General features: G+C 60.9%; 18 protein-coding genes and 3 pseudogenes. 4 read left to right on the forward strand and 17 right to left on the reverse strand.

The window, feature by feature from the left end:
• Positions 1-27 precede the first annotated feature (27 nt).
• Together CI15_RS25545 and CI15_RS25550 are read left to right on the forward strand one after the other, a co-directional pair.
• On the forward strand, positions 28-348 hold the full coding sequence (locus CI15_RS25545) for a hypothetical protein (protein WP_062133003.1): 321 nt from the start codon (positions 28-30) through the stop codon (positions 346-348).
• The gene (locus CI15_RS25550; RefSeq protein WP_062133004.1) at positions 345-1,238 is read left to right on the forward strand and encodes a DUF72 domain-containing protein; all 894 of its coding nucleotides are present in this window, start codon (positions 345-347) and stop codon (positions 1,236-1,238) included. Before CI15_RS25545 ends, CI15_RS25550 begins: the two co-directional genes overlap by 4 nt.
• Positions 1,239-1,575: 337 nt before the next feature.
• Here CI15_RS25550 and CI15_RS25555 read toward each other — a convergent pair whose 3' ends face one another.
• The 8 genes from CI15_RS25555 to CI15_RS25590 form a co-directional block, all read right to left on the reverse strand.
• The gene (locus CI15_RS25555) at positions 1,576-2,043 is read right to left on the reverse strand and encodes a PRC-barrel domain-containing protein (protein WP_062133007.1); all 468 of its coding nucleotides are present in this window, start codon (positions 2,041-2,043) and stop codon (positions 1,576-1,578) included.
• A gap of 233 nt (positions 2,044-2,276) precedes the next feature.
• The gene (locus CI15_RS25560) at positions 2,277-3,062 is read right to left on the reverse strand and encodes an SDR family oxidoreductase (protein ID WP_062133008.1); all 786 of its coding nucleotides are present in this window, start codon (positions 3,060-3,062) and stop codon (positions 2,277-2,279) included.
• A gap of 149 nt (positions 3,063-3,211) precedes the next feature.
• On the reverse strand, positions 3,212-4,531 hold the full coding sequence (locus tag CI15_RS25565) for a c-type cytochrome (RefSeq protein ID WP_153041209.1): 1,320 nt from the start codon (positions 4,529-4,531) through the stop codon (positions 3,212-3,214).
• A gap of 56 nt (positions 4,532-4,587) precedes the next feature.
• Entirely contained in the window at positions 4,588-4,959 is a 372-nt protein-coding gene (locus tag CI15_RS25570) for a hypothetical protein (RefSeq protein ID WP_063910583.1), read from the reverse strand.
• 101 nt (positions 4,960-5,060) lie between these two features.
• Positions 5,061-5,687 carry a cytochrome c oxidase subunit 3 gene (locus CI15_RS25575; RefSeq protein ID WP_062133018.1) on the reverse strand — a complete coding sequence of 209 codons (627 nt, stop codon included), beginning with the start codon at positions 5,685-5,687 and terminating at the stop codon, positions 5,061-5,063.
• Between the two features lies 1 nt (position 5,688).
• The gene (gene ctaD, locus CI15_RS25580; RefSeq protein WP_082814298.1) at positions 5,689-7,692 is read right to left on the reverse strand and encodes a cytochrome c oxidase subunit I; all 2,004 of its coding nucleotides are present in this window, start codon (positions 7,690-7,692) and stop codon (positions 5,689-5,691) included.
• Positions 7,693-7,731: 39 nt separating this feature from the next.
• Positions 7,732-8,817: a cytochrome c oxidase subunit II gene (gene coxB, locus CI15_RS25585; protein ID WP_082814299.1), complete on the reverse strand. Its 1,086-nt coding sequence runs from the start codon at positions 8,815-8,817 to the stop codon at positions 7,732-7,734.
• Between the two features lie 313 nt (positions 8,818-9,130).
• Positions 9,131-10,924 carry a thiamine pyrophosphate-requiring protein gene (locus CI15_RS25590; protein ID WP_062133023.1) on the reverse strand — a complete coding sequence of 598 codons (1,794 nt, stop codon included), beginning with the start codon at positions 10,922-10,924 and terminating at the stop codon, positions 9,131-9,133.
• Between the two features lie 669 nt (positions 10,925-11,593).
• Between CI15_RS25590 and CI15_RS25600 the strand changes: the two genes are divergently transcribed.
• Together CI15_RS25600 and CI15_RS25605 are read left to right on the forward strand one after the other, a co-directional pair.
• Positions 11,594-12,094: a flavin reductase family protein gene (locus CI15_RS25600; protein ID WP_062133029.1), complete on the forward strand. Its 501-nt coding sequence runs from the start codon at positions 11,594-11,596 to the stop codon at positions 12,092-12,094.
• A gap of 125 nt (positions 12,095-12,219) precedes the next feature.
• Positions 12,220-13,356, forward strand: coding sequence for a glutathione-independent formaldehyde dehydrogenase (locus CI15_RS25605; RefSeq protein WP_062134170.1), 1,137 nt, complete (start codon positions 12,220-12,222; stop codon positions 13,354-13,356).
• A gap of 126 nt (positions 13,357-13,482) precedes the next feature.
• Here the strand turns inward: CI15_RS25605 and CI15_RS25610 are convergent, their stop codons facing one another.
• The 9 genes and pseudogenes from CI15_RS25610 to CI15_RS25640 form a co-directional block, all read right to left on the reverse strand.
• Positions 13,483-14,754, reverse strand: coding sequence for a phosphatidylserine decarboxylase family protein (locus CI15_RS25610; protein WP_062133032.1), 1,272 nt, complete (start codon positions 14,752-14,754; stop codon positions 13,483-13,485).
• A gap of 56 nt (positions 14,755-14,810) precedes the next feature.
• Positions 14,811-15,309, reverse strand: a pseudogene (locus CI15_RS35060) (flavodoxin family protein).
• Positions 15,310-15,497: 188 nt separating this feature from the next.
• On the reverse strand, positions 15,498-16,526 hold the full coding sequence (locus CI15_RS25620; protein WP_062133037.1) for an SDR family oxidoreductase: 1,029 nt from the start codon (positions 16,524-16,526) through the stop codon (positions 15,498-15,500).
• A gap of 685 nt (positions 16,527-17,211) precedes the next feature.
• Positions 17,212-17,442, reverse strand: coding sequence for a DUF2934 domain-containing protein (locus CI15_RS38295; RefSeq protein WP_420915876.1), 231 nt, complete (start codon positions 17,440-17,442; stop codon positions 17,212-17,214).
• Between the two features lie 66 nt (positions 17,443-17,508).
• Entirely contained in the window at positions 17,509-18,789 is a 1,281-nt protein-coding gene (locus CI15_RS25630; RefSeq protein ID WP_062133042.1) for an MFS transporter, read from the reverse strand.
• Between the two features lie 71 nt (positions 18,790-18,860).
• A pseudogene (locus CI15_RS37805) lies at positions 18,861-18,983 on the reverse strand (extracellular catalytic domain type 1 short-chain-length polyhydroxyalkanoate depolymerase); the annotation flags it as partial.
• A gap of 45 nt (positions 18,984-19,028) precedes the next feature.
• Positions 19,029-19,319 (reverse strand): annotated as a pseudogene (locus CI15_RS36190) (CopG family transcriptional regulator); the annotation flags it as partial.
• Between the two features lie 22 nt (positions 19,320-19,341).
• Entirely contained in the window at positions 19,342-19,791 is a 450-nt protein-coding gene (locus CI15_RS35730) for a hypothetical protein (protein ID WP_075643778.1), read from the reverse strand.
• Between the two features lie 321 nt (positions 19,792-20,112).
• On the reverse strand, positions 20,113-22,404 hold the full coding sequence (locus CI15_RS25640) for an FdhF/YdeP family oxidoreductase (RefSeq protein WP_062133045.1): 2,292 nt from the start codon (positions 22,402-22,404) through the stop codon (positions 20,113-20,115).
• Between the last annotated feature and the right edge of the window lie 86 nt (positions 22,405-22,490).

A 22,490-nucleotide genomic window follows, 5' to 3' on the forward strand; every position in this document is an offset into this window, starting at 1 on the left:
ACCCGACGTCAGCCAGGACGGCAGACTTTGCTAAAGCCCGCTCGTGAGCTGAACCATTTGCAACGACAGACGTTGGGCCGGCAGTCATTGCCGGGTTATGACAAAGCCGAAGCGACCTGTCAGATTCTCAAGCTGATTTATACTCGTGAGGACGTCGAGAAAGGTGTCCCAGACACCGGAATTTTTCGCGACGTGACTGATATCCGCGCAAGCGAAAATCGCCCTCTGGACAGTAAAGACCGCCTCCACCTGGCGTTTGATGCGGCGGGAAGCATCGGCACATGGGAGTGGGACTCATCGACCAATCGCGTCATTACGGACGCGAAGCTGGCGGAAGAGGCGCTGTGAAGATACTCTGCGGGTCCGCTGGCTGGACCGACAAAACGCTCATCGCGTGCAAGCGATTCTATCCGGCTGATTGTAGAACCGCCGAAGCACGGCTACGGTTCTATGCGTCGCAGTTCCCACTGGTCGAGGTTGATTCAAGCTACTACGGAATGCCTTCAGCAGCGAACTCGGCGTTGTGGGTAGACCGCACTCCTGCCGACTTCACGTTCGACATCAAGGCGTTTCGGCTGCTGACAGGCCATCAGACCGTGCGCGAGTCTCTGCCGAAGGACATCGCGATGGCCATTCCGGAGACGGGCAAAAAGAACCTCTACTACCGCGACGTTCCGGCCGAAGTTCTCGATGAACTCTGGCGGAGTTACCGCGAAGCGCTTGAACCGCTACGGAACGCCGGCAAACTCGGCGCCGTCCTTTTCCAGTTTGCTCCGTGGTTGATGTGCGGTCCCAAAGGAAACGCTCATGTCGAAGAGTGTGCGGACCGGATGCAGGAATACACTGTCGCGGTGGAGTTTCGCAACGAATCGTGGCTCAATGACAGGCACGCCTTCGACACACTGGAGTTGCTGCGGCGGCGTAAGCTGGTCCACGTCATTATCGATGCTCCGGAGACGGTGACGAACCGTGCACACACCTTGTGGCAAGTGACCAATCCTGAACTCGCATTTGTACGGCTGCACGGACGCGACGCGGAAAAGTGGAACGCAACCGGTGCGCCGACTGCCGCGGGACGCTTTGACTACGATTACAGCGATAACGAGCTCGCACAGATATCCGGGCCAATCCGCGATGTCTCCAGACGGACGGCTAAGACGCACGTCATATTCAATAACTGCCGCGAAGATCAGGGTCAGCGAAACGCACGCACCCTGATGAAGATACTCGGAAGATGATTTCGACGGTCTTCTAGAGCTTAGAAATCACCGGCCTTCAATGACCAGCCGTTCATAGCCGTGTCCCGAACCGTGCGGATTACCCGCCCATCACCGGCACTCCGCTGAAGCAGTGCGTGCGTTCCACCAACCTTGGGCGTGCTCAGACCGGCACCGCCTCCTTGTCCTCCCGTGCCCGCTCCTCCACCGGCACTGACTGCGTCCTGCGCGAATGCACTACTGGTAACCCGACTTGTGCCGCTGAACAGACCGCAATCTTCCTGACTCCTTCCATAGCTGCTTCCCTGAACGACACCATGACGGAATGGGAGTGCAGGCCTGGCCTTGCGAGAAGCGGCTACTCAATGTCGAGCGAGCGTGGGTCGTCCAGCGTTCTTGAAGCCGACCAGTAGGGGTCCCGGTTGTAGTACTGGTGTACGGTCGTGGCCCACGTGGTGTCTGCCATTGACGGCCAGTGGTCCTTGTCAAAGCCGGGGTCGTTCTTGATTTGCTGGGCCGAGATGCTGACGTGAAAGCATTTCTGGTCGGTGTCCAACGTCAACGCGCTCCACGGTATGGCATGCAGCGTGGTTCCCATGCCGAGAAAACCTCCTTCCGAAAGTACTGCATACGCAATCCGGCCGCTGCGCACATCGAGCATGATGTCCGAAATCTTGCCGATGTCCTCGCCGTCCGACGACATCACCTTGGTGCCATCGAGCGTCGCAGCGGTCATTACGTCAGGGCCAGGACCGTCGCCCGTGCCGCCGCCAACAATCCCTGCACCGCTACCCGACGCGCCACCTAGGGGGTCCAATGTGTTCATGATCTACTCCGAATGATTTGAGAGGACTTCATATGCGCAAGCGGCATGCCCATCAAATCAAGGCGTCAAACAGTTTCTGTTCACGGCGAGCCACGCGGTATCGGAGATCACTGAGAAACTTCATTCGGGCACCATCCTGCCGTCTGCGAGTCAGGCGCAACGATAGCCGTCTCGACAGCGCTCCACACATCGACTTCCGATGTTTCCACGCCGAAAACGCCATCGCATCCCCGCTAGCCAACAAGCAACGACTGCCCACCATCGATCCAAACCGGCGTGCCGGTAATAAACCGCGCACGATCGGACGCGAGAAACACCACCATCTCGGCGATATCGTCGCCGCTGCCGGCCTTGCCATCGGTGAGCGGGATCTTCCCTTGCGGATAATCGGCCGGCTCCGACGCCTCATCGCTCGATCGCGCTTGCGTGTTCGCGTTGATTTCGGTGTCGATCTTGCCGGGACAGATTATGTTCACGCGAATCCGGTGCTTCGCGAGTTCAAGCGCAGTCATCTGGCCGAGCGCCAGCAGTCCCGCCTTGGTCGTCGAATAAGCGGAAGCACCGCCATGGCTGAACATTCGCGTGCCGTTGATCGACGAAATGATGACGATTGACCCACCGCCGGCCCGCTTCAAATGCGGTACGGTTAGATGCAGCGTCAGATAAGCGCCACGCAGATTTGTGTTGATCGTGTTGTCCCACTCGGCCGGCTTCAGTTCGTCGATCGGCGCCCAGACGCCATTGATGCCCGCGTTCGCGATGACGATGTCCAATGCGCCGGCCTGAGAAAACGCGCGATCGAGTTCCTGCCCGAATCCGAGTTCGTCGCGTATGTCGGCGGTGAAGCCGAACGCCGTACCACCACGCTGGACGATTTCGTCGACGGTCGCCCTCGTTTCGTCGTCTTTGTGCGCGTGCACGATCACCTGGGCACCCGCAGCCGCGAGATGCAACGCGCTCGCCTTGCCAATGCCGGAGCCCGCGCCGGTGACGAGCGCAGTCCTGTTTTGCAGGTCCATTCTCTTCCTCCGCTGAAAAGTCAGGTCAAGGGAGTGGTGCGATTTGATCGCCGTTTCTCCCCTGTCCATCGCCGTACAGTTCCGTGATCCATCACGAAGCAAGCGCCAGACCCGCAAAAATCCGAACAGGAAATCCGTGCTTCCCGTTTCTATTTGCCTAGTGACCGCCTGACACTAGCCACATCGCGAGTCGTGACAGGTGCGGCCGTGTTGCCCCATGAGTTGCGTACAAACGTCAGCACGTGCGCGATTTCGGCATCGGTCAGATCGCCCGCGAAAGACGGCATTTTCTTCGGCTGCGGGCCGGATTCCGTATGCGGTGCTTCGCCGCCCTCGACCAGCAGCCTGACGAGCGAGTCGGTATTCGCGCTCAACACCGCTGGATTGCCCGCGAGACGCGGATACCTCAACGCTTCGCCGGATCCGTCCGCGTGGTGGCAGCGGGCGCAGAATCCCCGATAAATGCCGGCGCCAGGCAGCTCGATTTCTCCCGAAGCAATAGCACGCACCATCTGCGTCGCGGTGCGTCCATCGCCGTAGTGTCCGGACGGCTCACGCGCAGGCAGACTCTTCAGATAGCGTGCTATCGCCTGCAAATCATCGTCGGACAGATACTGGGTGCTGTCCTCGACGACCTGGACCATGCTGCCGAACGTCACCAGTCCGCTGCCATGTCCGCGCTTCAGGAATGCGGCGATCTCGTCCTCTGAAAAGCGGCCAAGGCCCGACGCGTTATCGGCGGTCAGATTCGGCGCGAACCAGTGATCGTTTTCGCCGCCTGTCAGGTACAGGCGCGAATGCTCGCTGTAACCGCGTTCCTCATAAGCGGGCCCGCGCGGCGTATGACACGCTCCACAGTGCCCGAGTGATTGCACGAGATAAGCACCCCGATTCCATTGCGCGCTGCGCCCCGGCTCCGGTACGAACCTGCGGTCAGGCGCAAACGTCAGGCTCCACAGGCCCAGCACCCAGCGTTGATTGAATGGAAACGGCAACGCCGTACGCGGCGGCACCTGCGCGACGGGCGCGACGCCGTGCATGAAATACGCGTAGAGCGCGTGCATATCGTCGTCGCTGATTTTCGCGAACGATGGATAAGGCATCGCCGGATAGAGTCGCCGGTTGCCGGGTGCCACGCCCTCTCGCACGGCCCGTTGGAAATCGTCGTAACTGTAGCGTCCGATGCCCGCAACGGGATCCGGAGTAATGTTCGACGACCAGATCGTGCCGAACGGCGAATTGATCGCGAGGCCACCCGCGAGTGGCGCTGACGGGTGCAATGGTTCTTTGCCCGACGGTCCGCCCGGCGGTGCCGTATGGCAGCCCGCGCAATCGGCTGCTTTCGCGAGATACTCGCCTTTGGCGATCAGCACAGTCTGCTCGCTACCGGGAGGGACACCTGGTGTTTGCGCATTAGCATTAGGGGCAGCATTCGCACGGCGCGGGATTTCACCGGCTGTAACGAACATCACACCTACAATGGCAGCGATGCCAATGGCGAAATTCATTCGCTGGTTCATTGTCATCACCATGGCCCACACCGCGACACCATCGCCACCGCGATCGAGGTGACGACCAGTCCGAACATGAAAATCGCACTGCACAGTATGCCGACCCGCGCGAGAAACGCTTCGAGTTCGGCAACCCGGCGCGCGCGACCCCGCAATGGCTGTTGCAATTGCGCGCGTGTAAAGGTAACCGTTCTCCATGCGACTACAATCCCCGCGACGCCGACAACGAAACAAACGGTACTCCACCCAATTAACGCAGTCATTACCCACCACGGCGGCGCCATCGGATGATTCGCATCGGAAAGCGCGCAAGACTGCGCGGTCAGCACTTCTCCGATGAGCATTTGCGCAAACCATGCAAGTGGCGTCGCGAGCGTGGCAATCATCAGCCGCCACACATGAAAGCGCGGCGCCTCGTCGAGGTCGGCGTTTTCCGTGCGATGTCCGTGATCGCCGCCGTTGCGACGTGCCGGGGTCGGAGTGCCGCTCATGCTCGCCCCCTCAACAGATAAGGCGACAGATAGAGCGTGGTGAAAATGAAAAGCCAGACGAGATCGACGAAGTGCCAGTACAGTCCGCCAATCGCCAGCGCGAGGCAGCGTTTCTCGTCAAAGTAGCCGAGTGCAGTCCACAACAGCAGCAGCGCCAGCACCACCAGACCGACGATCACATGCGCCATGTGAAAACCCGTTATCGTGAAGTACAGCGATCCGTACAGATGCGTGGTCGGGCCATACGGATGATTGCGCCACTCCTTGAGTTGAATGCCGACGAAGGTCACGCCGAGCACCAGTGCGATGCTCATCGATATCACGGCCCAGTGAATGCGCCGCCGCTTTACGCAGCGTTCGCATAACCAGACGAAAACACTGCTCGACAGCAGGATCGCCGTGTTGGCTCCGCCGAGTCCCAGTTTCGGCAGGCCTTCCGGCGGCCACATGTTGCCGCTTTGCGATGCCAGATACAGATATGAAAAGATCAGATATCCAAACAATGAGCCTTCCGTGACGATCAACGCGAGGCAGCCGAACCAGCCGCCCGAGCGCTGCCCTGCACTGCCCACCGGCAGGCGCGCCGGACCGCTATAAATCTCGCCTCGCGACGCGTCGCTCATGTCAGCTCCCGGCGTCCTGCACATGCTGCGGTTCGCGCTGGATCAGGCTGCGTTCGGGCCATAGCCAGACAATGATCGACACCGCACAGCCGACCAGCATGGAGGCCGCGAACCACCATTCGAGCAACGCGAGTCCCGCGAAAAACAGCGTCGCGAACGCGCTCAATACAAAGGGGGTACAGGTGTCTTCCGGCATCTTCAGGATCACATCTGGTTCCGCCTCCATGATCGTCGTTCCGAGGGCCTCCCTACCCTGATCGAGTACGAGGCCCTCCTGCAGCGACGATCGCGCCTCATGCTGCCCCTCCTGTTCGCCTCGTCCTTCCCACAACGGATGCCGGCTCGCGATAGTTGGCACGACAGCGAAGTTGTACGGAGGAGGCGGTGACGTCGTCGACCATTCGAGCGTGCCGGCGTCCCAAGGGTTAGAGCCCGCCGAGGCGCCATGCCGCGCGCTGTACAGCAGATCGCACAGGAAGATCAGGATACCTATAGCAAGCACGAACGAGCCCGCGGACGTAATCAGGTTCACCGTGCTCCAGCCCATATCGGGTGCATACGTGTAGATGCGGCGCGGCATGCCGAGCAGTCCCGCGATGTGCATGGGAAAGAACGCCACGTTGAAACCTGTGAACATTACCCAGAAAGCGAGCTTGCCGATCCGCTCGCTCATCATGCGTCCCGTGAACTTTGGAAACCAGAAGTACACGCCGCCGATGACCGGGAACACGTTGATGCCAAGCAACACGTAGTGCAGATGCGCGACGACGAAATACGTATCGGTCAGTTGCCAGTCGAACGGCACAGCAGCGGTCATTACGCCCGACACGCCGCCGATCACGAACAGCAGCACGAAGCCCGCGAAGTAATAGAACGGCACGCGGAATACGGGGCGCCCGCACCAGATCGTTGCGATCCACGCGAACGTCGCGATGGCGCTCGGTATGGAAATCGCCATGCTGGCGGCGCCGAACAGCGACAGCGCAAGCGCAGGCAAACCTGTCGCGAACATGTGATGGATCCACACGACGAAGCCGATCAGCATCGTCGCGACCGTCGACAATGCAACCGGTCCATAGCCGACCAACGGCCTGCGGCAAAACACCGGAAGTGCGTCGGAAACGATGCCCATTGCGGGCAACACGACGACATAAACCCATGGATGCGCAAAAATCCAGAACAGGTGTTGCCACATCAACGCGCGGCCACCATTCAACACGTCGAAGAAATGCGTGCCGAGGCGACGGTCCATCCACAGCATCAGAAACGCGAGACTCACGGACGGCACCGCGACGAGATTGCCGCAGGACGCGGTCATCGTGCCCCAAACGAGCACCGGGACGCGGTCGAGCGACATGCCGGGTGCGCGCATGCGCAACAACGTCACGACAAAGTTGACCGCGCCGACGGTCGTCGAAATACCCAGCAGGACCATGCCGAGCGCGTATACGTCGATATTCGGCCCGGTGTCGTATTGAAGGCTCGACAACGGAACATAGTTGAACCAGCCGGCGTTCGGCGCTTCGCCGAGCGGAAAACTGGCATAGAGAAAAATCGCGGCAAACAGAAAGATCCAGTACGAGAAGGCGTTCAGACGCGGGAACGCCATGTCGCGCGCACCGAGTATCAGCGGCCAGAGATAGTTCGAGAAACCCGACAACACAGGTAACGCATACAGGAAGATCATCGTCACGCCATGCATCGTGAACAGCTGGTTGTACTGCTCGGGCGTCAGCAGCGTGGCGTTTGGTTGTGCGAGTTGCACGCGCATGATCAACGCCTCGACGCCGCCCGCGATCAGGAAGATAAATGCCGTGACCAGATAGCGCAGACCGATGCGTTTGTGATCGACCGTCGAGAGCCAACCGCGCCAGCCGGCCGGCGTTTCCCATAGCTCGCGCAACTGCTTTTCGGCTGTGCTGTCGCGTGGTATTTCGCCCCACTCCAGGGGCCGGTCCAATCGCAACCGCGCCTGAGAAGAAGGAGGTGTCGTGGTGTCGGTCATCGGCAGGTGTGTCGCACGAGTGTCACATGATCGGAGGAGTCAATGCAGCGTCGCGAGATAGGCGGTTAGCGCCACCGTCTCGTTCGTCGTCAGCACGATGTCTGGCATCAGCGAATCGGGCTTGATCTGCTGCGCGTGACGAATCCAGTCGAGTTGATGCTCAGGCGTGTTCGTCAACGCTCCCGCTGCAATCAGCCGTCGCGAATCGAGATGAGTGAGATTGGGCGCCTGCGTACCGTCGGCTGAGGTACCGCGTACCGTGTGGCAGCCTGCGCAATGCGACTGAAAGACTTGCGCGCCGTGCGTGACGGCGGTGCTGTCTGAGCCGGCTTCTGCTGCGGCTTCCGGCGCGGCGGCCTTCGCTTGCGCGACGCGCCATGCATCGAATGCAGCGCGGTCCTGCGCGATAACCTCGAATGCCATATGCGCGTGCTGCGCGCCGCAAAACTGCGAGCATTGCCCGCGATATATGCCGGCCGCGTCTGCCTGAATCCATTGCTCGTTGATCTGGCCGGGAATCGTCTGCGTTTTGCCCGCGAGTTGCGGTACCCAGAACGCGTGAATGACGTCGGCGCTCTTGAGCACGACCTTCACCGGCTCGCCGACCGGAATGTGAATCTCGTTGGCTGTAACGAACGCCGGGCCGCCATCTGCGTCGCCGTACTCGATCTTCCACCACCAGTCATACGCGGTGACAGTCAGGACCACCGAGGGCGCCTGCGGCGGTGCCGCGACGGATTCGAGCGTAACCAGCGTGTACGCAAGTGCCGCGATCAGGCAGATCGACGAGATTGCGGTGCCCATATAGACCCAGCGCAACGCGCCCTTCTCGCCCTTCACGAGGCTCACGGCATGCTCGCTGTGACCGCGTCGCGTAATTGCAATCCCTAGCAGCACCGCGACGATTACGATTACAGCCATCGATAATGCGGCGAGTGCCCAACCGAGATGCATCGTCGGCCCCGCGGCAGGACCCGCCGCATGCAGGAAATAATTGAGCGGCGCACCTTGCGAATCGGCGTGGACGACGCTCAAACCGGCCGGCAGCGCAATGGAAAGGGCAAGCGTGACGCGATCGCGTGTATTTGTCCGGTCCCGATCCAGGACAACCGGCCTGTATTGCATCGGCGTGCTCCCAGTTCCGTGGCTTGCGTGTTGGCCAGCCACTCTTCCGACCTCGCGTAGCAAGAAGTCTCATAGCAAGAAACGAGCGCGCTCGCCCACGGGTCCGGGAAAATTCTGTCAACGGTAAACCAACGCTGAGCAGAAGCGACATGCCCGTCTGGCGGCGACTCAAGGACAGACACGTTGTGCCCCCGGGACCGCTCCGTCTGCACGAGCACAACACAGCACTCCTTCAGTGAACGCTCGCCCGGCTGTAGGTTTTACTCACAATGTGATATTTACAAAATTCTTCCCGCAGAGCCGCGTCGCGCGTTCAACCTTTTCCGTTGGGAATGACCGCCCCCAGCACTTGCCGCGCCGTATTCGCTATCACGCTGCCCTCCTTCGGGTCGCCTTCCATCAACGTGCGCGCAAACGCCCTGGCCTGGGCGAGCGTCACATGCGGCGGCAACGGCGGGACTTCCGGGTCGGTTTTCACCTCCAGAACGACGGGGCGCCGTGCGGCCAGCGCAGCTTCCCAGGCGTCCGGCAACTGCTCCGCCTTGTCGACATAGATCCCGGTAAGCCCCACCAATTCCGCGAACCGGTGATAAGGCACGTTCGGAAGCTGCTGCGAAGCGTTGAACTTCGGGTCGCCTTCCATCACACGTTGCTCCCACGTCACCTGATTCAGGTCCTCGTTGTTCAGCACCATGCAGATCCAGCGGGGATCGGCCCACTGCTGCCAGTATTTGGCAACCGTGATCAGTTCGGCCATATTGTTCATCTGCATGGCGCCGTCGCCGACCATCGCGATCACGGGGCGGCCCGGGTACGCAAACTTGGCGGCGATCGCATACGGAACTGCCGCGCCCATCGACGCGAGGCCGCCCGAAAGCGACGCCATCATCCCGCGGCGGATTTTCAGGTCGCGCGCATACCAATTGGCGCACGAGCCCGAGTCGCTCGTCAGAATGACCTGATCGGGAAGACGCGGTGACAACTCGGTGAACGCAAGCTGAGGGTTGACACCCGTCGTCGCGGACGCGTGGGCGCGTTCATCAAGCGTTTCCCACCACCGCGACGTCCAGCGTTCGATACGGCCTCGCCACGCGTGACTGTCCTTCTGCTTCAGCAGAGGCAGCAGCGCCCGCAACGTCTCCACGCTGTCACCGACCAGATTGACTTCCATCGGATAACGCAGGCTGAGCATGTCCGCCTTGATGTCGATCTGCACGCCTCGCGCGTCGCCCTCCTTCGGCAGAAACTCGGAATACGGAAAGCCTGAGCCGATCATCAGCAGCGTATCGCACGACGTCATCAGCTCGTAGCTGGGTTTCGTGCCCAGCAGACCGATGGACCCCGTCACCCACGGCAGGTCGTCCGGCAGCACGGCCTTGCCGAGCAGCGCCTTGGCCACGCCGGCGCCAAGCCGGTTCGCCACCTCGATCACTTCGTCGGTGGCCTGCAATGCGCCCGCGCCCACCAGGATCGCGACCTTGTGCCCCGCATTCAGCACGTCGGCGGCCCGCTGCAGATCCTCCTGCATGGGAACGATCTTCGGCCGCGAATAACCGATGCCGGAATGGGCGGTGCCATGCTTGCGCGCGGGCGGCTCGTATTCGAGATCCTGCAGATCGTTCGGCAGGATCAGTGCCGTCACGCGCCGCTCCGCCAACGCAATCCGTATCGCGCGGTCGATCATGTGCCGCACCTGCGCGGGCACGCTCGCCTGTTGCACGTAGGACCCCGCTACATCCTTGAACATCGCCGCGAGGTCGACTTCCTGCTGGTAGTGCGAACCCAGCGCCGCGCGCGCCTGCTGGCCGACGATCGCGAGCACGGGCATGTGATCCATTCTCGCGTCGTAGAGGCCCGTAATCAGATGCGCAGCACCCGGGCCCGACGTCGCGATACACACGCCCAGTTCGCCGGTGAATTTGGCGTGCGCGGAGGCCATGAAGGCCGCCATTTCCTCGTGCCGCGCCTGCACGAATTCGATCTTCCCTTCCGCACGGTTCAACGCGCCGAACACGCCGTTGATGCCGTCCCCTGGATAGCCGAACATCCGCTTCACACCCCAGCGATGCAGCCTGTCCACGATAAAGTCGCCCACCGTCGTCGCCATGAGAGGCTCCCGCAAAAATAAATGACCCGCGATGCAAAGGCAGCGAGCAAAAGTCGCGCCCCGTCTCCCGATGAAATCCCGCCGTAAGGCATAGCGCTTGCTGCAGCGGTCGTTGGCATAACCAAGTTGTCGCCCGACGAGGACGCATGGTTGCTCGAACGCAGTGTGATCGATCATGTCACGGTCATCTGGCGCGCCGTCGATAACGGCTTGTGGGAGTTTCGCGGCGCGCAGCGGCACCGTGCAAGACGCGCGAATACAGGCAACGGTACGCGCCATCGAACGCGAACTGATGGGGATGGACTTGTATCCCGCTATTGAAGCGACCCATCCGGGAAGACTCGACACGAGCCGGGCGAAGGCGCGCTTCTCGCATGCAGCTTGTGGCTCGCGCAGGTCCGGCGCATGCACGGTCGTCACGATGATGCGCGCACGCTGTTTGCACGGGTGCTCGGGTCGCGCAATGACGTGGGGCTTCTCGCGGAACAATACGACATCCGGGCAAGGCGCCAATGCGGCAATTTTCCGCAAACGCTGTCCCACGACGCGGTGATCAATACGGCGATCATGCTGGGCTGACACGCGCGGTGTCGGCACGCTTTGCCCGTACGCCAGGCGCTAGACTGACCACTGGCGCGAACCGCTCCATCACGACAGACAGGAGGACCCATGAGCAGCATCGTGGAGCTTTTCAGGCACTTGACGGCGGGCGTGTACGTGATTGGCGTGTCAGACGGCGATCGCCGGGACGCATTCACGGCAAGTGCGGTCATGCAGGTTTCATTCTCTCCATTGCTCATTGCAGTCGGGATTAGCCCAACTCACGAGTCTTACAAGCTTCTCCATGACGGACAGGGATTTGCCATCAGCGTATTGCGGGCGGAGCAACAGGATCTCGCGCGGCACTTCGGAACGCAGTCCGGCCGTACTGTCGACAAACTTGCATCGACGCGCTGGCAGCCGGGTATGACGGGGGCGCCCCTTCTGCTCGATGCGCTCGCGCATTTCGACTGTCGGGTCGTCAATGACTTCGAAGCGGGAGATCACAGGTTGGTCGTTGGACAGGTACTGGATGGAGCGACCGTCAGTCCCGCAGGCGAACCGCTGATCTACGCGCAGACAGGTAATCTGGACGGCAGCGCCAGTCTCTACCCCGCAACATTTTCGTGAGAGCGCTGGAGATCCGTGTGCACGTTGTGCCTCGGCTCGCTTTTCACGATCACCAGGCATGCGTGCTGCTCGAACTCGAACACGGTAGTCAACCGACGATCCGCGCCATTCTCGAGGAGTCCAGCATGAAAGCACTGGTTTATGAAGGTCCCCGCAAAGTTGTCGTGAAAGAAATGCCGGATGCGAAAATCGAGCGACCTACGGATGTGCTCGTGAAGATCACGACCACCAACATCTGCGGTTCGGACCTGCATATGTACGAAGGTCGCACGAATATGGAATCGGGCCGCATTCTCGGGCACGAAAATCTCGGTGTCGTCGTCGAAGTGGGTAACGCTGTCGAGCGCATCAAGACAGGCGATCGCGTGTGCATGCCGTTCAATATCGGCTGTGGTTTTTGCAAGAACTGCGAGCGGGGTCTGACCGGGTTCTGCTTGACGACGAATCCCGGCGTCGCAGGCGCAGCGTATGGATTTGCAGGTATGGGACCGTATAGTGGCGGCCAGGCGGAATATCTGCGTGTGCCGTTCGGTGACTTCAATTGCCTCGTTCTGCCACCGGATGCCGAAGAAAAGGAAAACGACTACGTGATGCTGTCGGATATCTTTCCGACCGGTTATCACGCAACGGTGCTTGCCGGTGTCGAACCTGGCGATAGCGTCGTGATCTATGGCGCAGGCCCCGTGGGTTTGATGGCCGCGCTGTCAGCATCAATCAAGGGGGCCAGCAAGATCATGGTGGTGGACAGCCATCCGGACCGGCTGAAGCTCGCGGAGAAGATGGGCGCGATTCCCGTCGACGACAGGGACGGATCGTCGGCTGACAGGATTCTCGAGATGACCGGCGGAGAAGGCGCTGATCGCGGTTGCGAATGCGTCGGCTATCAATGCAGTTGCAAAGGCCACGAAGTGCCGAATCTGACGATGAACAACCTGATCAAGGCGGTGCGTCCCACAGGGGGGATCGGCGTGGTCGGCGTGTTCGTCGCTGAAGATGCCCACGCCGAAGATCCGTTGCAGAAGAAAGGCCAACTTGCGCTCGACTTCGGGCAATTGTGGATGAAGGGACAGCACATTGCGACTGGCCAGGCGAACGTCAAGGCTTACAACCGCAAGCTGCGCGATCTGATTGCGGCGGGCAAGGCGAATCCGTCGCAGATCATCTCTCACGAGTTACCGCTCGCGAGCGCCCCTGATGGATATAAGCACTTCGACGAACGGGACGATGGCTGGACGAAGGTTGTGCTCAAACCCGCAGCCTGAGTGGACTCTGTGAGCACCTGTGCTCAAACCGACAATGCCGTTTCAGCGCGGGCTGGAACGGCTCATGACAAGAAACAGTAACTTCGCGCGGTTGCGCGACCGGGGATGCGGCAACAGGCCAAACTCCTATCTGCTTGCATCGCGCGTACCGGTCACGTTGGCAATGGCGGCATTCACCCTGAGCGGCGGACCGTTGTCGTCAAACGGCGGTTCGACGACGAAGCGGCCTATCACGCCGGGCTCGAAAACCAGGCAGCAGGTCGAGCCGCCATACTGGAAGAAGCCTAGCTCGTCGCCTTTCCTGACATGCTGGCCAGGCAGCGCCTCGATCATGCAGGACGACACGTCCGCCATGCCCACGAACACGCACGCCACCTGCCCGACTGCCGGGTCGTCGCAACTGATCACGATTACCGCACGCGCGGCCAGAGCGGTTATATAGCCTTGTGAATCGTTCAGACCGCTTGGGTCCTCGCCTTCGCTGTCGGCATTCGAGTAGTAACTGCCGTCAACTGTATAAGCGTGCGTGATCACGCCACTTACCGGTGCATGCCAGCGGTGATAATTGAATGCGCTCAAGAATGCCTGGTAAACGGAGCCGCCGGCAAAACGCGGCGTCAGTTCGGGTTGATGCAACGTCAACATGTCCTGCAGTGAATACGGCTGCGATTTGATCCAGAACGTGTCCGAAATTTTTACGTCATGCTGGATGTTATACGGCGCGGCTTCGCACGCGCTGACAATCACCCTATCGTCGTCCGGTTCATCCACGGGCCGCTCTCCAGCGCGAAATCGCCGCGTGAAGAAGTCGTTCCACGAAGCGAATCCCCAATAGCGTTGACGAGGATCGCACACGAATTGCGATAGCGCGATGCGCCTATCGGCTTCGGCACAAAACCATCCGTTGGGTGGCGATGTGTTCAGGTGTTCGCGTGAATGCGGGCCGCTCAGAAAGCCGCACCAGCAGTTCAGCACGTGCTTGAGCTGCGCGTTCAGAGCCGGATCGCGAAAGAGCGCGTATCCGGATGGCATGCACATTGGCCAATCGAGCACCGCGTTCAGTGGACAATGAATCAGGCCTGATTCGCTAAAAGGCGGAGCATACGTCATCAGGTAGTCGACGATCGTCATCAACTCGTCGATCGACGAATAGCCGAGCACATAACCAGCTTCCCGCGCCTGAGCAATGGCCCGCGTCATATCCATCCTGAGCACGGGATCACCTTGCACGAGTGCAGCAAGTTCGTCGACGGCACGCGTGCGCGGCGAATTGTCCGCCCGCTCGCGCGCTTTTGCTGCGAGGTCGCACCGGTAGCGTGCCAGGTGGGTTTCTTCCCTCGGCAACCACTCCCCTAGTCTGCGCCGCTGTGTCTGGGTATCCGCTGCGTCGTCTGCCATGCCTTGCCTTTACAGGTTGGTTGAAGTGGAAATAGCGGCTTGAGAAGTCGAGCAAGTCATTTCGCGCGCGGCGGGTCGAGACTGTCGTCGGGCTCCCTTCGGCCGTTGCGGATCTGTTCGACACAGGTCGCCACCGCCTCGGCGACGTTGGCGACTTCAGTGCGCATGTCCTCGTCGTGATCGAGTGTCACATGGCTCGTCGCATAAGGCTCGTAGTAGCCGATAAAGCGATCCAGACGCGACTTCGCGCCTGACTCGATGAAGCCCATCCAGTCTAGCCAGTCCGTCAGTGCGCGCCGGGAGCCTTCAATGCCGGCGACGTCGCCATGCACGACGAGGCCGTACGCCCTGCCCGCCAGATGTTTTGGGTAATCCCAGCCGGTAGTCCAGGTCTGCGAAACCGGCGCCTGCTTTCTCCGTCAATGGCGACTTGCGTGCGTCCGAATACGCATCCCATGCAATGGCTTCGAGGCGCGCGAGAGATTCGTCTTCCTTGCGAAATGCCGGATCGTAGAAGCGGGCCATGAATCGCTCCCGAAATGCGTCACGCGACATGGGGTCCGTGACCTGACCTTTTCGGACGTCGACGGTTTGACGTAGATCAGTCGGTTTGGATCGGGCGCTCATGAGGGTTCGCGAGGGGCGGAAACTGATTGCAAGTGGAGCAAGCCTCGTACCTCGATCGAGCCTTTCATTTTCCTGCCGGAACGACTACTGAGTCGTAACGTCCCCACCTTCCATGTTCAAGGTTGCCCCTCGCCTCCAGACGCGCCATACACCTGCCCCGTGATGTAACTCGATCGCGCAGCTGCAAGCTGCACATAGATGGGAGCAATTTCAGCAGGCTGCCCTGGACGCCCCATCGGCGTTTGCGCGCCGAATTGCACGACATTCTTCATCGTCTGTCCGCCGCTGACCTGCAACGGCGTCCAGAATGGACCCGGCGCCACGGCGTTTACGCGTATCCCGCGCGCGACTAGCTGCTTCGCCAGCGACTTCGTGAAGTTCGCAATCGCGGCCTTCGTCATCGCATAGTCGAGCAGGTTGATCGAAGGATCGTAAGCATTCACCGAACTCGTATTGACGATCGCAGCGCCGGCCGGCATATGGGGGATCGCGGCTTTGGTAATCCAGAACATTCCATAAAGATTGGTGCGCAACGTCCAGTCGAAATCTTCGGTGCTGATATCGAGGATCGAATCGTGACTATGCTGGCGCCCTGCGTTGTTCACCAGAACGTCGAGTCCACCCATGCCGTTGGCCGCGCGGTCGACCATCTGTTTGCAGAACGTCTCGTCGCGGATATCACCCGGCAGCGCAAACGCAGTGCGGCCCGCGGAGCGGATCAATTGAACCACTTCCTGCGCGTCCGGTTCCTCCGCGGGCAAATAGACGATCGATACATCCGCACCCTCCCGCGCGAACGCAATCGCGACCGCGCGACCAATGCCCGAATCGCCGCCGGTAATCAGTGCCTTGCGGCCAGCAAGCAGCCCGCTGCCGCGATAGCTCGATTCGCCGTGATCGGGACGCGGCGTCATGCGGCCGGCAAGACCCGGCCACGGTTGCTGCTGCTCGGGAAAAGGCGGATGCGGAAACAGCGAGCGCGGATCGCGCACGGCGGAGCCTGACACCCGCGTCGACGGGGTGCTCCCGCTCGCATCTGGCGACCCGGAATCGGCGAGCGTGTTGCCCGCGAACGCCGCGGCCAGACCCGCCGCAGCACCTTGAATCACCTTGCGGCGGCCCGGAGAAACTTCGTCGGACGGCATGTCGCTCTCCCGGTTGTGCCCTTCAATTGGGCATGTCGATCGTCGCGCATGGCGAGTGCCGCGCGTCATGCACGACGTCGAGCAACCCCTATGCCGCGAGCGTGCGCGCCAAACCGCGTCAACGCCGCTCGGAGCTTCGGTCGCTTAGCGCCGCACAAACAAACGTAAGCGCCGCCACGGTATGCGAGCGAGGCGCATCACAATTCACGGACAGGTATGGCACGCATCGGCAACGATCCTTCTGCTGGCATGGCCAACGGGGACTGCCGGAGGTGGGACATTCGTATCTCTGGATCTGCGACGGCGCGGTATTGTCGCGCCGTCGGCGGAGTCAGCCGATCACCACATGCATAATGGAAGTCGAGCGTCTGGTAGAAATTACTCTTTGCGAAGTGGCCTTGCCGAGTATGCCTTGGCGCTCACCCGCGATGCCTTGCGAAGGAAAATGGAGGACAGCATGAGTACGGTCCGGACAGTGCCGCCACGGGACCTTTACATTACCCCTGAACTGCATCGCCGGGTGCCCAGGGAGGTAGATCACCCTGGCGAAAAACTTGCGCTACAGGACATTGAGGCGCAGATGCTGGACCATCCAGACCAGTTGCTACCCAAGCTTGTCGAACATGTCAGCGCCATTCTGGAATGCCTCGGACAGCACATTCCACCGCGTTCGGCGTCCGCCGATCTAGCTCTGTCGATTTTTCAAGGCCTGCCGCTGTTCTTCCGCCACTTCCGCCTCAACCTCGCTTCTCGCCTTTCGCCAGTATTCGTCTGCGCACCCCTCCATGCTGCCATCCGCCTGCCAGAGTTCATAGGCCCTAGTCCGGATACGTTGTTCCATGGTCTCCGGTTGCATTCCTGAACGCTCCCTTGGTACCGACTTTGCCTCAGCGCGCAGACCCATGGCCAACGCCATCACACGGAATGGTACCTCTCGTGTCGCGAGACCGGTAAGATGCAGAAATGCGCCGCCGACCCGGAGCTAATCCTCGACGGCTCCTGCTACCGACCGCGCTCGCGGCGCTTCTTCCGCCCGCCATCCCCTGGTCGCGCGAGGACTGAAAAAGCAAGCCGCAGTGCCGACACAGAGAACAATCGCGGTGAAACGGAAAAGGCGCACGTATATCTCAGGTGCGGACACGCCTTGCCGAAGCGCACTTTCCGCGAGCCATCCAAAGCAGTTGCTCGTCACCGCCACGCCCAGAAAAACCATGCTATTAAGTATGCCGAGCCGTAGTCCCAAAGTCCGATCGGGAGAGATCGCGCGAGCCTGCGACATCACCAGTGGATGAATTGCACCGACACTGAACAGCACGCAGACCAGAGATGCGCTCAAAGATGCGCTATACGCCGGCGCACCTGCGAGCAGCGAGGCGGCAAGCAGACCAAGCGACATGCCAGCCAGTGACAGTGCCTTCAGCGAAACCCGTCGCACCAGAAGCGGCATCATCAACGATATCACCAGCGCAGCTACGCTCGCAGCCGTCATCACGTGTCCCCGTGCAATCGTGTCCAGATGAAATACATCTTTGAAATAAGGACCACCCCACGACGTTCTGAACGTGCCGCCCGCCGACATCGCGAAACATACCGGCAGCAGTGCCAGGAACGCGACGTTGGCAGAGCAACACCTTCGTCCAGCGTGCTGTTGCTCACCGGCCGTTTCATTCGGCGATGCCTGCGATGACTGCAATAGCCGTGGCTGCCGCCACAGAACGATGCCCACTCCCGCGGTTGCCACGAACATTGCTGCCGCGGCGATACCCATTGCCGACCGCCAGCCAATCTTCGACGTCGCCCACGCCAACGGCAATGCGGCGATCAATGCACCGAGAATTCCAATGCCGCTTGCAACCGTTACCAATCTCACCTGACGCGGCCCATGTCCGGAGACCAGCACATAGTTGAGCAGTCCCATGAATATGGGCGCGCAGCCGACGCCCAAGGCAGCCTGAGACGCGAGCGCCACGGTCGCATCGTGGGTCAACGGAAGTGCCGCCGCTCCCGCCGTGCCGACACACATGCAGAGCGTCGTTGGCCGGCCGACGCCGAACCGGTCGAAGGCAACGCCGAGGGGAAGTTGTGCGACGGCGAAAGTGAGAAAAAATGCTCCCGCAAATGACCCGAACATCTTCTCCGTCAGACCGTAGCCTGCAATCAGTTGCGGCGCGACCACCGCAAGATAGCTACGGAAGAACTGGCTCAACAGGTAGGCGAACGTGAGTATCCATATCGCAGGATCACGCTGGCGCTCATCGGCCATTGCACTCTCCGTCCGATCAAAGATGGAACGTCCAGAAGCACTGGTAGCACGAACCGTGCGTACCAACACAATCAGTTGCAGCGCGGATGCGCGAGAAAGAAGCGCAGTATCTCCGCACTCGCGTCCGGTCCGGAAGGATCAGTGTAGGAGCCACACGGGCTTCCGCCCGACCGTGGATGCTGCGCGCCGTGGATTAGGTTTCATCGCGTGTCCGTTTGATAGGGCTCAAGTCAAAGACCCTAACGGATGCGCTCCACGAGCGCCGCCTTGACCGCCGACGATGCGTGCAGCACACCGCTTACGAGATTCGACTCGATCGTTACGACGGCGAATTCCGGAGAGACCTCAGCGGCAATGCTCGCCAATCCGAGCACCTCTGGATGTCGAGCCGTTCGTTCGCCGCGCGTACCGCTTCAAGGTCTCGTTTCGAAAAACACTGGAGGCCGAGCACCAGTTTCGCGTCGAGTGACTGTCTTCTTGACGACCAACTGGCTGCGGATTGCCATGCGGATTAGACCCGTGCGGTTCGTGTTCGCGGGAAAGCGTCATGCGTCACCGTCTGAAGTGGTCGTCAGATGACTGCCCGCATACGATCGCTGTCAGTACCAATGGAATCACCGGATGCACGACTGCAGTACTTCCCGCACTTACGAGAAGACGCTTGACCGAATCCGCCGCGCCCAGCACCACCGCGCCGTATATTGGACTCGATGAAGCTTTCCCTCCCCCAACGGTAAAAAGTGGGTCACCTGGCTGATAGCCAAACACAGCATGAACGGGAAGGCCGAATGCAGTCAAGCCGGCGCCGCTCGCGGGGCGGAATGCATTCACTGAATCGGGCTCAACGTGCATGGGTGGAATGTTGATCGAATGCGCTTCAACGAGGCCGCCGACGAAGTCATGTGCAGTTTCCGCGCACATCAGTTGATCATCAAGCGCGAAGCTGGAGGCTGACGTTGGAAAAATTGCAATTACTGCCAGAAGCCAGGAGAGTAGTCGCATACCAACCTTCCTTAGCGTGGGCTGAGGAGATGATTTTTGGGTCACCGTATCGTCGTCTACAAGGAGAACTCTGCACATGTTCGGTCCGTCGCTTTGCTGGACATACAGGGTCGCTCATTGCAACCGCCCGGCAACGTGACCCACTGATGCCGAGGCGACCAGACTTTCACCCGCAGCCGGCCCGTTGGCCGGTTTTTACCCTTCGCGAGTGAGCAGCCCGACATTATTCCCGACACGTCATGATGAACCTACACCGCGCCCGCAGGCTGGCCCACCAGCACCGGGCCCCGATGACGGAAATGCAAACATGCGCCCGTTGCGTCACGCGGCGCTCGCAAGAACGCGCACCGGAATCGACTTCGCGCCCGGCACCTTGCTCTCCTTCGCGTAATGCCACAGCGGCAGCAGCGGATTGCATTCCGGGTAATAGCCGCCGATGCATCCCTGCGGCACGTCGAACGGCACGACGGTCAGCCCGTCGACGCGGCGCTCGACACCGTCGTCCGCGATCGTCTCGAGACCGATTCGATCGCCCTGCGCGAGCCCGCGCTTCTCCATGTCGGCGGGATTCATCAGAATCACCATGCGCGTGCCCTTGATCCCTCTGAAGCGGTCGTCGAGGCCATAAATCGTCGTGTTGAACTGGCTGTCGCTGCGCAAGGTCATGAGCCGCAGCGAATCGGGCTCGCGCTGCGGCATATCGGGATCTTCGCCGATCGAAGTGGGCACCATGAACTCGGCCTTGCCGCTCTTCGTTTTCCACTTGCGCTCACGCGCGGGCAGCGGCCGTATCACGCCACCAGGCGTCCACATGCGCGCCTCGAAGTCTTCGAACATCTCCGGCCACGTCTTCGACATCTCCGTGCGCACGCGCGAATAGTCGTCGCGCCACGCGTCCCAGTCGACGGTTGAGTGTTCACCGAGCGTCGCCTTCGCGATGCCCGCGACGATGAACGGCTCCGAGCGTATCGTCGGCGCGGCCGGCTCGGCCACGCCACGCGAGCCATGAAAGTGCGCCGTGCTGTCTTCCATCGACACCGCCTGCGCGCCGCCCGCCTGCCGGTCGATCTCGATGCGGCTCAGACACGGCAGCATATACGAGCGCGGACCGTGCACCAGATGACTTCGGTTGAGCTTGGTCGTCACGTTGACCGTCAGTCCGAGCGCAGCCCACGCCGGCTCGGTGCGCATGCGGTCGGGTACCGAGCGCACCAGGTTGCCGCCCAGGTTGATCACTGCGTTGATCTTGCCCTCGAGCATCGCCTCGAAGGCCTCGACGATGTTCATGCCTTTCTCGCGCGGCGGCTCGAACGAAAACTGTCTGGCTAGTTGATCGAGCGGTGCAAGCTCCGGCTTTTCAGTGATGCCCACCGTTCGCTGACCCTGCACGTTCGAATGGCCGCGCACTGGCGACGGCCCAGCGCCCGGCTTGCCAACATTGCCGCGCAGCATCAGCAGGTTGCACAGCATGCGGACGTTCTGGACGCCCATCCGATGCTGCGTGATGCCCATGCCATAGTGGATGATCACCGCGTTCGCCTTCATGTATTCATCGGCGGCGGTCTGGAGCGCCTCGCGCGGCAAGCCGCTCACGTGCTCGACGTCGTCCCAGCGCGCGTCGCGCACGTACTGCGCGAATTCTTCGTAGCCGTTCGTATGCTCGCGAATGAAAGCGGCGTCGACCACTCGCCCGCTGCTCGTGCTCACCGCGCGATCATCCGCTTCAATGACGAGCTTACAGATGCCGAGAATCGCGGCAGTGTCGCCCCCTGTCTTCACCTGGTGATATTGCGTGCTGATCTGCGTGTCTGAGGGCGTAAGCATGTCGACCGGCGATTGCGGGTTAGCGAAATGCAGCAGGCCTGGCTCCCGCAACGGATTGAACGTGATGATGGGCACGCCGCGTTTGCGTGCGTCCTGCAACTGATGCAGCATGCGCGGGCTATTCGTGCCGACGTTCTGGCCGAAGAAGAACATCAGGTCGGTTGTCTCGAAGTCGTCGAGCGAGACCGTGCCGACACCCACGCCGATCGCCTCCTTGAGTCCAACCGCGGTGCTTTCGTGGCACATGTTCGAACTGTCGGGGAGATTGTTGGTGCCGTACATGCGCGCGAACAGCTGCAGCATGTACGAGGTTTCGAGCGACGCACGGCCCGAGGTGTAGAACACCACGCTGGACGGGTCCAGAGTGCGCAGCTCGGCGCCGATTGCATCGAACGCTTCCTGCCACGACGCGGGCACGTAGCGGTCGGTGGTCGGGTCGTAGCGCATCGGCTCGGTCAAACGCCCCGCTTCCTCGAGATCGTGGTCGTGCCACTGCACAAGTTCGCTAACCGTGTGGGCCTCGAAGAAATCGGGGGTCACGCGTTTGGCCGTGAGGTCCCATGCCGTCGCTTTCGCGCCGCTTTCGCAGAACTCGAACGTATGCGGATCGGCCGGTTTGGCCCACGAACAGCTGACGCACATGAAGCCGTCGTGCTTGTTCTGATGCATCAGGACGCGGGTATCCGTCAGTGGCGCTTTTTCCTGCAGCAGGATCGTCGCGACCGCCTTGAGCGACCCCCATCCGCCCGATGCGTACGGATACGCGTCGCTTTTGTCTATTTTGCTCATGAGTTCCCCGTTGGCACATACATGTCACGTGATGAGGTGTTAGCACGCCGCGTTCCCGGCCGCAGCGCAAAGCGGCGGTACGGTGC

This window comes from Paraburkholderia monticola, assembly GCF_001580545.1.
In the GTDB taxonomy this organism is placed as follows: domain Bacteria; phylum Pseudomonadota; class Gammaproteobacteria; order Burkholderiales; family Burkholderiaceae; genus Paraburkholderia; species Paraburkholderia monticola.

Bases quoted from the DNA above. Each gene is read 5' to 3' on its own strand.
- CI15_RS25560 (WP_062133008.1), bottom strand. From the start codon at position 3,062: ATGGACCTGCAAAACAGGACTGCGCTCGTCACCGGCGCGGGCTCCGGC.
- CI15_RS25575 (WP_062133018.1), bottom strand. From the start codon at position 5,687: ATGAGCGACGCGTCGCGAGGCGAGATTTATAGCGGTCCGGCGCGCCTG.
- CI15_RS25605 (WP_062134170.1), top strand. From the start codon at position 12,220: ATGAAAGCACTGGTTTATGAAGGTCCCCGCAAAGTTGTCGTGAAAGAA.
- CI15_RS25640 (WP_062133045.1), bottom strand. From the start codon at position 22,404: ATGAGCAAAATAGACAAAAGCGACGCGTATCCGTACGCATCGGGCGGA.
- CI15_RS25610 (WP_062133032.1), bottom strand. From the start codon at position 14,754: ATGGCAGACGACGCAGCGGATACCCAGACACAGCGGCGCAGACTAGGG.
- CI15_RS25570 (WP_063910583.1), bottom strand. From the start codon at position 4,959: ATGATTGCCACGCTCGCGACGCCACTTGCATGGTTTGCGCAAATGCTC.
- CI15_RS35730 (WP_075643778.1), bottom strand. From the start codon at position 19,791: ATGCGACTACTCTCCTGGCTTCTGGCAGTAATTGCAATTTTTCCAACG.
- CI15_RS25620 (WP_062133037.1), bottom strand. From the start codon at position 16,526: ATGCCGTCCGACGAAGTTTCTCCGGGCCGCCGCAAGGTGATTCAAGGT.
- CI15_RS25590 (WP_062133023.1), bottom strand. From the start codon at position 10,924: ATGGCGACGACGGTGGGCGACTTTATCGTGGACAGGCTGCATCGCTGG.
- CI15_RS25630 (WP_062133042.1), bottom strand. From the start codon at position 18,789: ATGGCCGATGAGCGCCAGCGTGATCCTGCGATATGGATACTCACGTTC.
- CI15_RS38295 (WP_420915876.1), bottom strand. From the start codon at position 17,442: ATGGCGTTGGCCATGGGTCTGCGCGCTGAGGCAAAGTCGGTACCAAGG.
- CI15_RS25555 (WP_062133007.1), bottom strand. From the start codon at position 2,043: ATGAACACATTGGACCCCCTAGGTGGCGCGTCGGGTAGCGGTGCAGGG.
- coxB (WP_082814299.1), bottom strand. From the start codon at position 8,817: ATGCAATACAGGCCGGTTGTCCTGGATCGGGACCGGACAAATACACGC.
- CI15_RS25600 (WP_062133029.1), top strand. From the start codon at position 11,594: ATGAGCAGCATCGTGGAGCTTTTCAGGCACTTGACGGCGGGCGTGTAC.
- ctaD (WP_082814298.1), bottom strand. From the start codon at position 7,692: ATGACCGACACCACGACACCTCCTTCTTCTCAGGCGCGGTTGCGATTG.
- CI15_RS25565 (WP_153041209.1), bottom strand. From the start codon at position 4,531: ATGTTCGTTACAGCCGGTGAAATCCCGCGCCGTGCGAATGCTGCCCCT.